A 12013-nucleotide genomic window follows, 5' to 3' on the forward strand; every position below is an offset into this window, starting at 1 on the left:
TTCCAATGACAGATACTAAAGGCGAGAGTGTAAAGGCATTGCGCCGGGGGCGCGAGTGTTGTCGGGCCTGGCGCTGCCATCTGAGCGACAGTACGACAGTACAATACGTGAATGAAACCTGCCGCTCCCGCCCCCGACCCGTCCGACGACGCCACTTCCTTCGCCACCCTCTCGCCCGATACCGTGCTCGATGCCCTCGACGCCCTGGGCCTGTACGGCGATGGCCGGCTGCTGGCCCTGAACAGTTACGAAAACCGCGTCTACCAGGTCGGCATGGAAGACGGCCCGCCGCTGGTGGCCAAGTTCTACCGTCCCTTGCGCTGGACGGATGAGCAGATCCTGGAAGAACACGCCTTTTCGCAGGAGTTGGCCGACGAAGAAGTGCCGGTAGTGCCCGCTGTGCGCCTGGACAATGGCGCTACGCTGCACCGTCATGCCGGGTTTCGCTTCGCCGTTTTCCGTCGCCACGGTGGCCGCGCCCCCGAGCTGGACGATGCCGACACCCTGGAACGCCTGGGCCGCTTCATCGGCCGCATCCATGCTGTGGGGATGCGCCGCCCCTTTGTCGCGCGCCCGGCGCTGGACATCGCCACCTTCGGCGAAGAACCACGCGACTGGCTGCTGGCGCATGACTTCATCCCCGCCGAATTGTTGAACGCCTACCGCAGCACCGTGGACCAGGCGCTGGACGGCGTGCGCCAGTGCTACCAGCGCGCCGGCAACAGCCGTCAGTTGCGCCTGCATGGCGACTGCCGGATTGTTATGGGATGTCAAGCTACCATAGTTTTGGAGAGCACCTGTCATTGAAGGGGTTTTAAATCGTTGTATACAATAAGTTGCAGGCGCCTTTTGCGCTCAACAAATCAAGTGGCTCTCCTGTGGATACCAAACAACTAAGTGCTGAAACTCCCTACGCCGACCTAACGCCTGAGTGCATTTTCACTGCCATTGAAAGCCTTGGGGCCAGGTGCGATGGCCGCCTCCTTCAACTGAATAGCTTCGAGAATCGGGTCTATCAGGTGTGGACAGAAGATGGGGAGCAATACGTTGTCAAGTTCTATCGCCCGGGACGCTGGAGTGATGAGGCCATTCTTGAGGAGCATGAGTTCTCACTCGATTTGGCGGAGCAGGAAATTCCGGTTGTTCCCCCATTAAGTTTCAATGCGAGAACGCTGCATCATTGTGAGGGCCATCGATTTGCGTTATTCACGAAGCGAGGCGGCCGAGCGCCGGAGCTAGATCGAGAGGATACGCTTCAATGGATTGGGCGCTTCCTCGGCCGCATCCACGCTAAGGGCGCAACTAGAACCTACCAAGTCAGGCCATCTCTCGATATTCAAAGTTTCGGCTTTGACTCTCGAGATTTCCTCGTTGCAGGCAATTGGCTGCCTGAAGAATTACTGACTGCGTGGGGTAGCGTCGTTGAGCAAGCTCTCGAAGCTGTGAGAACCGCATATCAACGTGCCGGCGATGTTCGCATGCTGCGACTTCATGGTGACTGCCACGTAGGGAATGTTTTGTGGACCGATGGCGGCCCTCATTTTGTTGATTTTGACGATAGCCGATCGGGGCCATCTATCCAAGATCTCTGGATGCTGTTGTCGGGTGATGAAATATATGCTCGTACCCAGCTTGCCGCAATTCTTCGTGGCTACGAAACCTTTTCCGAATTTGATGACCGAGAGCTGTACCTGATTGAAGCGTTGCGCACACTGCGTTTGCTTCATTACAGCGCGTGGATCGCACGTCGTTGGAAAGACCCTGCATTCCCGGTCGCGTTTCCCTGGTTCGGTACTGTACGCTACTGGCAGGATCGAATTCTTGAGATTCGGGAGCAGATTGCCAAAATGCAGGAAGCGCCGCTCCGTCCGGCGAGGTAAGAGGATGCCAACTAAAAGTTCGCTGAATATTTTAGTTTCACAGTAGTTAAGTGATCTATTCGCGTTGACTATTTGAAAGGGAATTCGATTGAGTAACATCCGCACAATTGACATGCGTTTCATCGACGACGTTTTTGATATGGGCGGCGGTTATGTGTTGGATTTTTCAGATCGCACGTTTGCCGCCTTCTTTGCAGAAGAACTGAATATCGACATTACTGAGCAGCAGTACTATCGTGACGGGACATCAAAGGCCAAGCGACTCAGATGCTTCCTTCAAATAGTTGATAAAGCGACGCTCGTCCAGACGCTAAAAGCACTTTGGGAGTATCGCGAGGGGATCCGTCAGCGGACTAATGAGCCAGACAAGGTAGTAAACGCACATGGTCGATTTCTGGAATTACTCAATCGTATCCAAGGAACACAACCTGCTGCAGCGCCCATGTCGCCGATAGTTCCGAAGCCTGCGTTTAATCGAGAACTTATTTTGCAGTTGAAAGAGAGCCTGCTGACAATCGCAGCACTGTCACCACAGTCGCGTGGCTTCGCTTATGAAAAATTTCTGAAGAAACTGTTCGACGCATTTGGGCTAGAAGCTCGGCAGGCTTTTCGATTACATGGTGAACAAATAGATGGCAGTTTCCAACTGGGTCACGAGACTTATCTGCTGGAAGCCAAGTGGCAAGGCGCGCCTATCGGCGCTGCCGACCTCCATGTGTTCGAAGGGAAAATTGGGGAGAAAGCGGCGTGGGCTCGTGGCTTGTTCGTCAGCGATAGCGGCTTCACCGCTGAGGGAATTGCCGCTTTTGGTAGAGGGAAAAGTCTGATTTGCATGAGTGGCTTAGATATCTGCGATTTACTGGATCGAGAGATTCCTCTGAATCAAGTATTGGAGCGTAAAGTTCGTCACGCTGCTGAAACAGGTGCCCCCTTTGCTCAGGTTCGAGATTTATTCACCTGATCATCTCTGTACTTTTATTCGGCTAGAATGAGGTCACTTCCGCTGGAATCTAGATGTAGACAAACGAAAATTGGATGCAGCCCCTTATATCCGGGAATCTGAGTAGGAATGGATGCGGCGTTCCGTTCCCAGGCTGGTGCTTGTGATTGAGGACTGGAGGCAGCACTACAATAAGGTTCGTCCTCATTCCAGCTTGAACTACCAGACGCCGGAAGCGTTCAGCAAGAAAATAGGAAACACTTTATCAACCGAAGCTATTCCAAATTAAACTGGTCCGGAAAAACCGGGCAGATCACTTGAGCGAGATGAAGCGCCACCTCCCTTTTGAAGGGCTTGAGTCACATCAATTTGATCTTTGCATGACGTATTGGAGGCTTTATGGATGACGAGAAAAAAAACGCACCCTTGTTCGGATTTCCTTGGAATCAAGCGGAAATGGATCGGACTTTCAATCGTGGATTGGTAACGTTAGTGGCATTCGACGACCAAGAGAAAGCTTATGGGATTGGCACTGGCTTTGTGGTCAGCCACGATGACACGAAAGCCGTGTGCATAACAGCAGCTCATGTCATCACTGAAATTCGAAATATTCAGGCACCACCATTACGCCACGCTCGCTCGGCGCTTCAGGAGTTTCTGCCTCCGCCGCGAGCTATTGATCTTTCGCGGCAAAAAGTGCGCGCAATATCCATCGACGGGGAGCGCGTTGAGGCGCTGGCCGTAGAGAACGCCATCGTTGATGAGGCCAGGGATATCGCGATCATTACTGTGGCTTTGCAGAATGACGAGTCCGCATCATTCTTCGATGGTGAGTTTGAAGTAGACGATAGCATCCCCCAAAATGGCGCCCTGATCTGTATTCTCAGCTATGGAGATCTCGCGACAGACAATCCTGTCTCCGAGGATGAGTCTTGTCGCCGATTTGTATTGAAGCAACGGCCGATCCTACGAGTGGGCACTGTGGTAGAGCATTATCCCAACGGACACCGCCTTTGCAATGGCCCGTGTATTGAGACAACTATACCTGTCTACTCAGGTATGAGCGGTGGACCTGTCTTCGCGTTTGCCATGGACGGGCCAATACGCCCCATTGGACTGGTTTGTTCTGATCCAGATCTTGACGGACCAGATAAAGAGAACCGAACTAAATCGGGTAGTTCTATCGTGGCACTTTTGCCGTGTAGCATTGAGATCAATGAGGCTGGGCAGCGTGTCGGAAAATTTGTATTCCCGGATGCCGAGGCCGCAGGAGAAATACGCAATTTGGTACAACCGATCCGCGATAAAGCTGCACCCTGTTGAATTGCATCGAAAACTGACCCACTTATGGAGTGAACCCCTCGGGCTGGACCAAGGCCCGGAGATGAAGTGATACGCTTGTCGAGCCTTCTCAGGAGGAGCGACATCATGGCATCACGAGGTCCATATCGGCGGCACAGCCCGCAATTCAAGATACAGATATGCAGCGATATTCGCAGCGGCAAGATTGGGCGACGCGAGGCGCTCAAGACTCATAACTTGTCGGCCAATCTCTTGCAGATGTGGCTAGGGCAGTTTGATCGCGGTGAACTGGATGCAGAAGATGCTGCTGCGTCGACGGTTGCAGAGTACGAGGCACATATTGCTGCGTTGGAACGGAAGGTAGGCCAGCTGACGATGGAGTTGGATCTCCTTAAAAAAACACCTCGGCTACGACTCGTCAGCAACAGCGAGAACTCATCGATCATCAGCGGCCCCAAGCTTGCTCCATCCGACGAGGATGCCAAATGATCGATCTGCCGCGTAGCACCTACTATTATCAGCCCAGGCCGGCTGCTGCCGCACTCGGTGATGCTGAGCTGGCCCATCTGATAGAAGACATCCACGATGTATTCCCGGGCTATGGCTATCGTCGAATCACGTTGGAATTGAGGGCACGCGGGCATGTGGTCAATCACAAGTGCGTAGCCAGGATCATGCGTGAGCACGAAGTATACGGCCATCATCGGCGCAGGTTCAAGCCGGTGGCCGGCTCTGAAACCGACGTCACCGTCTTTCCTAATCACTATCAGAACATCATTCCAACGGAGCCAGATCGTGTCTGGGTTGCCGATATCACCTACATCCGAATAGCATCCGGCTTTATCTACCTGGCCGTTGTTTTGGATGCTTGCAGCCGCAAGGTAATCGGCTACGCTTTATCTAAGCGGATCGACACGCCTTTGGCCCTGGCCGCGCTGACGGCCGCCTACAGAATTCGCAAGCCGGTGCCCGGCACCTGCATTCACCATACGGATCGTGGGTGCCAAAATGCCAGTGCCTTATACCGGGATTCTTTGGAGGAATTTGGTCTGATAGGATCAATGAATGCTCCAGCCAATCCATATCACAACGCCCAGGCGGAGAGCTTCATGAAGACGCTTAAGGTCGAAGAGGTTTATCTGGCCGGATATGAGAAATTCGACGACGTGGCAGCGAGACTGCCATATTTCATCGAAGAGATTTACAACGAACGGCGTATGCAATCGGCGCTGGGCTATCAATCACCTAACCAGTTCGAAGCACAACTTGCTCGGCAAGCGGCTTAGTTTCTCGACCAACCTTGGTCCAGCCCGAGGGGGGCACTCCATTAAGCCAGAAATTTGGACAAGCACGAACGAGAACTAGAGGAAGCCTCACCTCTGTGGATTATCCTTTGTACCGGGAAGAAGCGCGAGCATATCGAATTGCTGGAACTGGACAAGTCGGGCATCCATGTCGCCGAATATCTGACCGCCTTGCCGCCAAGAGGGGTATTGGTGGAGCTACTACAGCAGGCAACGCGACGTGGGCAGTTGCAGACTCAATTGGATGCGTCATCCGAAATAGCCACTCTATAGCCTGCTGGAAGAAACACTGGCTTGGATCGTTGGTTCTAGATGTGGTGAGGTACTTACGCGATGTTAACGATTGACCGCATCTTCGATAGATGGAATTGGCTCGCCGTAATAATCTCGAATCAGATCTTCTCGGAACGCACGAATGCCTACAATCTGAGCATTGGGAGTTGCTCCCGGCGGAAGGAAGCAAATGATAGCACCAGCATTCATTCTCTTTTCGTATAGCTCAAGTGTGATAAGAAAAGCTCTCAGTGCAAAGCGAGGAAGTCCTCGAATCGCCCATTGATTAGGATTGAGGTTTGCATCTCGGAAAATGCGCTCTGCATGCTGCCTTGAAAAGGTAAGAGGGATTAGACGTTCTTTGAATCCGGGGAAGGCTGTCCCGTAGTGTGATCCAGTAACCTTTCCATCCCGAGTTTCCATAATTATCCAGAATGGCTCACCAGGATAATCTTCATCCGGCAGGGCAACTGTTTTTAAGCGCTCAGCAAGGAGCTTGTTGAAAGAAGGTAGATCATCGAAGCGGAGCGGAAGTATGTCGTTGTATTTGGCAAATCCTTCTGCACCACTTTGGTAGCCGTTTCTTGAAACGACCACTCCCGTAATATTTCCAATATCACGAAGCTTGGATTCGAATTCTTGTATCTGACCTTTTGATACTGGCGTTGCCCAGTCCTTGCACTCAATGGCAACTCGATGGCGGATTCCCGCCTTGGTGAATTCGTAGTACACATCAATCTCGTGTTGCTCACCTGATTTTCCAGTCATGAAAACAGGGTTACCAACGACGACACCTTCGTCCCGCATATTCAGGAGAAAGGTGTAGACCCTCTGAACGTCTTTTTCCAGCGAAGAGCCGGGTTTCATATATACATATCCTTAGTGAGTGGCTGTCTGCGCATGGCAACAAAGACTGAACCATCGCTGCCAATGTCCTCTTGATGTGAGCAAATAGGTCGAACCCGTTTCCAATGACATAGAGCTTGGCAGGTTGCATTGGCCGCTTACTTCTTCTTGGCGAGACGTTGGAACTGGGTGGCGGCGAGCACCGCAGAAACCTTTAACGAGTCCTTGTACTCCGGGTAGCTGGAAACCGTGTCGCAAAAGTAGTTGTGATAGGCGGCGAGCCACGCGAATTTTGAAAAGACTGTTGGGACTGCTACATAGGCTTTCAGCGCTGATTCGATTTGCTTCTTGTGCAGGCGAAGGGATTTGACATCGAGATACTCTCGATCATCGCCCTCAATAATGCACTCTGACAGATAGTTCAGGAAATAGCGCCCATCTGGGCCTTTCAGTACATCCTTGAGCTGGGGAGCATTCTCACCGGAGTAGTAGGTGAGGTGCTTCTCCACCAGCCTCATCGTGTTGTCGCACAAGACGACGACGGGGTTGACGGCTACTTTGTTCTCAAGACGATATGCCTCCAGCAATGCCGCGCCATATACACTGTTCTCGTCCATGAACAACTGGTCTACCGCCAGGCCGCCTCGGATGAAGAAGCCTTTCAACGCCATCTGAAACTGATATTCCTTGATGGCCCAAAGAATGAACCCAAACTCAGACTCCATGTCGTCGCTAAACCGGGGATGGGCCAGTACCACGTTGTCAGTGAATGATTTGAAATAGAGCATTGAATCATCCGTGCTCTCCTTGAATCGGGCGATGCTCCTGGCGAGAATCTTGTGAAAGCTCTCCAGCAGTTTGTTCCCACTGCCGTCCTTGTAGCTGGCGCGAATCCTCTCCGAGAAGCCCAAGACATCCAGAAAGGCGCAATAAGACCGCCGATGCACTGGCTTGCTAGCGGAGAAATAGTCAGACTTTTCCTTGTTCTGCTTCTTGTTTGTTTTCATCATCGAATCGAAAAAACTGTCATGGCTTCTGTAAGTATAGCGTTCGTTTCGCTCAGACAGTTTATTTCATCTTGAAATTCGGATGCCCCCGGCCAAGAAATATAGCCGGTCGCGCTGTCGTGCTGCGCATCGAGCCACTTGCGGCGTCTCGCCCCATTCAGGCTTCCATCGTTCCCTCGATCCGCTCGGCTGACGCCTCTGACCCGGCTTCTAGATCCGGGCCTGCGGGCTTCGCTTGCCGTGCGGTCGGCACAGAGGGAAAGGTTCTACCGTGGTGTCGACGTCGGCTCGTCGTCGACCGAATCAATGAGCTTTTGCGCTATGACTTTCATCGACAAAACAAGCTGCCCGAGCACCATGCACTGAATGATGCCAGGGCGAACTGTTACGCCTTCCGAGAGCTACCTCCCTTAGATACTGATGAGCTGGAATGCTCATAAGGGGCGATACAGGCTTTGTTGGCATAGGCATATTGCTTCAATAGCGGCGCGCTACTTTTATCGTCGAAGCGGCGTTATGGCGCATACGTGCAAATGATGGGGCGTTTGAAGTGCGATTAAATTGTGCTTCGAGACGCAAACTGCTGGTGCCATTGTTTGCCTTTGGACGGGGCTTTTGTTTTTCCTCTATGTGGTGCTAATCGGCGCTACTGGATGGGACAACCATGCTCCAATATTCACTTAAGCGTTCCTCAGTCCTGCGTTACGAAAATTGTATGTCAAGAAAATCTCCATCATCAGTGGCATCGGTCAGGTGCTTAGACGCCATACCACCGTGATCAACAATCGGGGAGAAATGCGATCACGAATCGAGTGTTTTCTTGATCGCGTTGATGAAACCGATATCAAAAAGCTTTCTGCGACGAGAGTTTAGTATCTCGTCGTTAGCGCCTTCAGACCACCCTTCTTGGTTCAAAAATTCTATTGATATGGCTTGTCTTAGCGCCTGCTTTTCGGTATCTGACAGGCCGATGCTACTCGTCATCTGGACTACTTCGCCTTTCGGTGTGACGTTGATGTGGCCTGGTAGGACACGTCGATCAACGATTACGTTAGCGTTCGCCCGAAGTAGTTTGACTTCTCCGCGTAGGCGATCTTTCTCGGCAATGATATGTCCCAATAGCACCCGCAACGCGGGATCAGAAATTTTCTGGAGTAAATCATTATCGGTCAGCAGACTGTCGCGGGATCGCATGGCGGTAGAAGACTTCTTGCGCGGCGCTGGAATGATCCCGCCTTCCCGGTGGCCTTTCCCTGGTTCGGCAGCGTGCGCTACTGGCAAGACCGCATCCTCGAATTGCGCGAGCAGGTGGCCTTGATGCAGGAAGCGCCATTTGCCTGGTAGTGGTCCGCTCCAAAAATGCATAATTGACTCGCATTTTGCTTTGAGGCTTGAATCTTCTCATCCTGCGAGTGGATGGTGTTTTGTCATGTTGTTTTGAAAAATCATCAATACTACTCGCTTACTGGCGTTTGACGAATATCAAAACCGGCCTGATCCCTTTTGTTATGTTGGACAGCAACAGGGCCGGGTGCTGCATCACGATCTGACGATCTGATGGTTCCCTGTCCTGATGCTTCATTCATTCAATAAGGTCAAAAGGGGGCCGATATGCTGGGGATCACGAAACTTTCCATTGGAGCGCGTCTATACGGGGTCTCGGGGCTGCTCATTGCAGCCTTGAGCGCGCTGGCCATCACCTCATGGGTGCAACTGTCGCAGGTCAACCAGCTGGCGCATCGCGTCGGTGAGGTCCGCGTCACTCAACTGGCCCTCATCGCCAGTACCGAACTGAACCTGACCCGGGTCATGGTGGACTTGCGCCAGGCCTTGCTGGTCAAGGATGCGGCGCAGATCCGTGCAGCGCTGGCCGATGTCGACGCCATGCGCAAGCAGATCACCGACAACGACAATGCCTACCTCAAGGACGTCGCCACCCAGGAAGGGCGGGACGCCTTCGATCGCAACTGGCTCAAGCTGCAGCAAGTCACCTGGCCGGTGGCCGAGGCCAACATGGCGCTCATCCGCGATGGTCGCACCGATGATGCCATGACCATGCTGGAGCAGAAAACCGCACCCGCCTTCGCACCCCTGCAAAAGTGGCTCAGCGAAGAGCGTGCGCGCCAGGGCAGTTCGGTCGGGCAGGAAGTGCTCGACATCGGCAACTCGGCTAATCTGATGCGGATGCAGTTGACCTCGCTGGTGGTGGTCATTGCTATTGGACTGAGTCTGTTCTCCTGGTATATCGGACGGGTGTTGCGCAGCCGCGTGGTGCAATCGCAGCAGGTGGCGCAGCGGGTCAAGGATGGCGACTTCACGGTGGAGGTGCGTGATGATGCCCGCGATGAATTCAGCCCTTTATTGCATACCCTGGGCGAGATGCAGACTTCCCTGACCGGTGTGGTGCGCAGCGTGCGCGGCAACGCTGAATACGTAGCCACGGCCAGCGCCGAGATTTCCAAGGGCAACAACGACCTGGCGCAACGCACTGAATCGCAGGCCTCGGCCCTGGAAGAGACCGCTGCCTCGATGGAAGAACTGAGCACCACGGTCACCCAGAACGTGGACAGCGCGCGCGAAGCCGACAGCCTCACCAAGGCCGCCAGCGATATCGCCAGGAAGGGCGGCGAGGTGGTCTCGGAAGTGGTGCAGACCATGCGCAACATCAACGAAAGCAGCAAGCACATCGCCGACATCATCGGCGTGATCGACGGCATTGCCTTCCAGACCAACATCCTGGCGCTCAATGCGGCGGTGGAAGCGGCCCGTGCCGGCGAGCAGGGCCGCGGCTTTGCGGTGGTGGCCTCCGAAGTGCGCAGCCTGGCCGGACGCTCGGCCGAGGCGGCCAAGCAGATCAAGGGACTCATCACGGTCAGCGTGGAGCGCATCGAACATGGCACGCAACTGGTCGACCAGGCCGGCCAGACCATGGATGAAGTGGTGGCCTCGGTGGCGCGGGTGACCGACATCATGAGCCGCATCAACGAAGCCAGCGTGGAGCAAAGCGCCGGTGTGGGGCAGGTCAGCGAGGCAGTCACCCAGATGGACCAGGTCACGCAGCAGAACGCGGCCCTGGTCGAGCAGACCGCAGCCGCGGCCGAAAGCCTCAAGGGCCAGGCGCAACAATTGGTCAATGCGATGTCGGTGTTCAAGCTGGCCCAGGAACGCTTGACGCTGGAACTGGTGGAGTGAGCTAGAGGTAAGATGTGTAAGAGGTAAGAGGTAAGAGGTAAGAGGTCTGAGCTCTGCGCAGAGCAGCTCAGACCAGTGCATTGCAGTCCAGGGCAGCGTCATGCCGCCCTGGGCTATTCAGCCTCAGCACGTCCGGCCGCAATAGCTGGACGTGGCGCTTTGCGCGCTTCCAACTGCCCGGCGGCAACACAGGCTGGTCGCCGGCCTATGGCTGGCGGTGTTGACTTGTCCCGTGCCGATGGTCAACGCTGCCCTCAGGCATTCCCCTTCCCGATAAAACAAGAGCCGTCCCGCTAATTTTTTGCGTCACCTGACGTATCACGGCAAACTGTTCGGTATGATGGCCGTCCAGTCCCCTGACCCGTCACATCTGCCGTGACATGCGCAGGCGGCAGCGGTCGGCAAGCAACGTGCTCATGCGGTCATGCGGATGTTGTGCTGGATGGCGATGCTGCCGATATTTCCTGAAAGATATATGATCTGTCGGCAATTCGGGCCATGGGCATCGAGGAGTTACCGATTGACCCGCCCGACCCGGCGCAGCCTGCCTAGAGGGCAGGACGAAAGCAAACACTGACCATGAATCCATCTCCGATCCGCTGCGGCTGGGTCAACCTCGCCAATCCTCGTTACGTTGACTATCACGACCATGAATGGGGCGTGCCCTGCCACGATGAGACCCGTCTGTTTGAAATGCTGAACCTGGAAGGCGCCCAGGCCGGGCTCTCATGGGAAACCGTACTGAACAAGCGCGACAGTTACCGCGAGGCTTTCGACGGCTGGGACGCCGACAAGATCGCCCGCTACGATGAGCGCCGGGTGGCGCAACTGCTGGCCAATCCCGGCATCGTGCGCAATCGCCTCAAGGTGGCGGCCACCATCGGCAATGCCCGCGCCTATCTCAAGCTGTGCGAGGAAGTGGGCGGGCTCGATCCCTATCTGTGGGGTCATGTCGATGGCCAGCCCATCGTCAACCGCTGGGCGTCGTTGGCCGATTGCCCGGCCAAGACGCCGCTGTCGGACGCCATTTCCAAGGACCTAGCCCGGCGCGGCTTCAAGTTCGTCGGTTCCACCATCATCTACGCCTATCTGCAGGGCGTGGGCGTGATCAACGACCACGTACGCGATTGCCATTGCCATGCCGGCTAAGGTGCAGGGACCAACCTACACCAAAGGACGGCGTCGGCTCAGGTGGCTGGGGTCGGGTTTGGTTTACACTCGCAGCCTGCGGCGCGCATCGGCGTTGTCCGAATAGATTCACGAGGCCGG

The 12013-nt window shown here is 54.6% G+C and carries 11 protein-coding genes and 3 pseudogenes; 11 read left to right on the plus strand and 3 right to left on the minus strand.

Annotated features, from left to right (window positions below; all coding sequences use genetic code 11):
- Positions 1–111: 111 nt before the first annotated feature.
- From RC54_RS06800 to RC54_RS25695, 8 genes and pseudogenes are all read left to right on the plus strand, one after another.
- Positions 112–759 (plus strand): annotated as a pseudogene (locus RC54_RS06800) (serine/threonine protein kinase); the annotation flags it as partial.
- A gap of 119 nt (positions 760–878) precedes the next feature.
- Positions 879–1880: a serine/threonine protein kinase gene (locus RC54_RS06805; protein WP_123020416.1), complete on the plus strand. Its 1002-nt coding sequence runs from the start codon at positions 879–881 to the stop codon at positions 1878–1880.
- A gap of 112 nt (positions 1881–1992) precedes the next feature.
- Complete coding sequence (locus tag RC54_RS06810) at positions 1993–2841, plus strand: restriction endonuclease (RefSeq protein ID WP_061789019.1); 849 nt, start codon at positions 1993–1995, stop codon at positions 2839–2841.
- Positions 2842–2953: 112 nt separating this feature from the next.
- Positions 2954–3109, plus strand: coding sequence for an integrase core domain-containing protein (locus RC54_RS06815; protein ID WP_082803069.1), 156 nt, complete (start codon positions 2954–2956; stop codon positions 3107–3109).
- A gap of 110 nt (positions 3110–3219) precedes the next feature.
- Positions 3220–4143, plus strand: a complete 924-nt coding sequence (locus tag RC54_RS06820; protein WP_061789020.1) for a S1 family peptidase — start codon at positions 3220–3222, stop codon at positions 4141–4143.
- Between the two features lie 105 nt (positions 4144–4248).
- Positions 4249–4611: a transposase gene (locus RC54_RS06825; RefSeq protein ID WP_061789125.1), complete on the plus strand. Its 363-nt coding sequence runs from the start codon at positions 4249–4251 to the stop codon at positions 4609–4611.
- Positions 4590–5408 (plus strand): IS3 family transposase, encoded by an 819-nt coding sequence (locus RC54_RS06830; RefSeq protein ID WP_244216486.1) that lies wholly within the window; start codon positions 4590–4592, stop codon positions 5406–5408. The genes RC54_RS06825 and RC54_RS06830 overlap by 22 nt, the downstream gene beginning before the upstream one ends.
- Before the next feature lie 48 nt (positions 5409–5456).
- A pseudogene (locus RC54_RS25695) lies at positions 5457–5699 on the plus strand (PDDEXK nuclease domain-containing protein); the annotation flags it as partial.
- Positions 5700–5762: 63 nt separating this feature from the next.
- Here the strand turns inward: RC54_RS25695 and RC54_RS06840 are convergent.
- The 3 genes from RC54_RS06840 to gmtX all read right to left on the minus strand — a co-directional run bounded on the left by RC54_RS06840 (position 5763) and on the right by gmtX (position 8782).
- Positions 5763–6566 carry a restriction endonuclease gene (locus RC54_RS06840; RefSeq protein ID WP_061789023.1) on the minus strand — a complete coding sequence of 268 codons (804 nt, stop codon included), beginning with the start codon at positions 6564–6566 and terminating at the stop codon, positions 5763–5765.
- A gap of 137 nt (positions 6567–6703) precedes the next feature.
- The gene (locus tag RC54_RS06845; RefSeq protein WP_156481265.1) at positions 6704–7552 is read right to left on the minus strand and encodes a hypothetical protein; all 849 of its coding nucleotides are present in this window, start codon (positions 7550–7552) and stop codon (positions 6704–6706) included.
- Between the two features lie 801 nt (positions 7553–8353).
- Complete coding sequence (gene gmtX, locus RC54_RS25610; protein ID WP_255220987.1) at positions 8354–8782, minus strand: gamma-mobile-trio protein GmtX; 429 nt, start codon at positions 8780–8782, stop codon at positions 8354–8356.
- On the opposite strand from gmtX, the pseudogene RC54_RS25700 reads away from it, so the two are divergent.
- The 3 genes and pseudogenes from RC54_RS25700 to RC54_RS06870 all read left to right on the plus strand — a co-directional run.
- Positions 8762–8896: pseudogene (locus tag RC54_RS25700) on the plus strand (stress response kinase A); the annotation flags it as partial. The gene gmtX and the pseudogene RC54_RS25700 overlap by 21 nt on opposite strands.
- Before the next feature lie 267 nt (positions 8897–9163).
- Positions 9164–10744: a methyl-accepting chemotaxis protein gene (locus RC54_RS06865; RefSeq protein WP_061789026.1), complete on the plus strand. Its 1581-nt coding sequence runs from the start codon at positions 9164–9166 to the stop codon at positions 10742–10744.
- Positions 10745–11323: 579 nt separating this feature from the next.
- Positions 11324–11893 (plus strand): DNA-3-methyladenine glycosylase I, encoded by a 570-nt coding sequence (locus RC54_RS06870; protein ID WP_058894714.1) that lies wholly within the window; start codon positions 11324–11326, stop codon positions 11891–11893.
- The last annotated feature ends 120 nt before the right edge of the window (positions 11894–12013 follow it).

Origin of the sequence: Herbaspirillum rubrisubalbicans, from assembly GCF_003719195.1 — a bacterium.
Classification (GTDB): Bacteria; Pseudomonadota; Gammaproteobacteria; order Burkholderiales; family Burkholderiaceae_D; genus Herbaspirillum; species Herbaspirillum rubrisubalbicans.

Bases quoted from the DNA above. Each gene is read 5' to 3' on its own strand.
- RC54_RS06865 (WP_061789026.1), top strand. From the start codon at position 9,164: ATGCTGGGGATCACGAAACTTTCCATTGGAGCGCGTCTATACGGGGTC.
- RC54_RS06815 (WP_082803069.1), top strand. From the start codon at position 2,954: ATGCGGCGTTCCGTTCCCAGGCTGGTGCTTGTGATTGAGGACTGGAGG.
- RC54_RS06840 (WP_061789023.1), bottom strand. From the start codon at position 6,566: ATGAAACCCGGCTCTTCGCTGGAAAAAGACGTTCAGAGGGTCTACACC.
- RC54_RS06810 (WP_061789019.1), top strand. From the start codon at position 1,993: ATGCGTTTCATCGACGACGTTTTTGATATGGGCGGCGGTTATGTGTTG.
- RC54_RS06825 (WP_061789125.1), top strand. From the start codon at position 4,249: ATGGCATCACGAGGTCCATATCGGCGGCACAGCCCGCAATTCAAGATA.
- RC54_RS06820 (WP_061789020.1), top strand. From the start codon at position 3,220: ATGGATGACGAGAAAAAAAACGCACCCTTGTTCGGATTTCCTTGGAAT.
- RC54_RS06870 (WP_058894714.1), top strand. From the start codon at position 11,324: ATGAATCCATCTCCGATCCGCTGCGGCTGGGTCAACCTCGCCAATCCT.
- RC54_RS06845 (WP_156481265.1), bottom strand. From the start codon at position 7,552: ATGAAAACAAACAAGAAGCAGAACAAGGAAAAGTCTGACTATTTCTCC.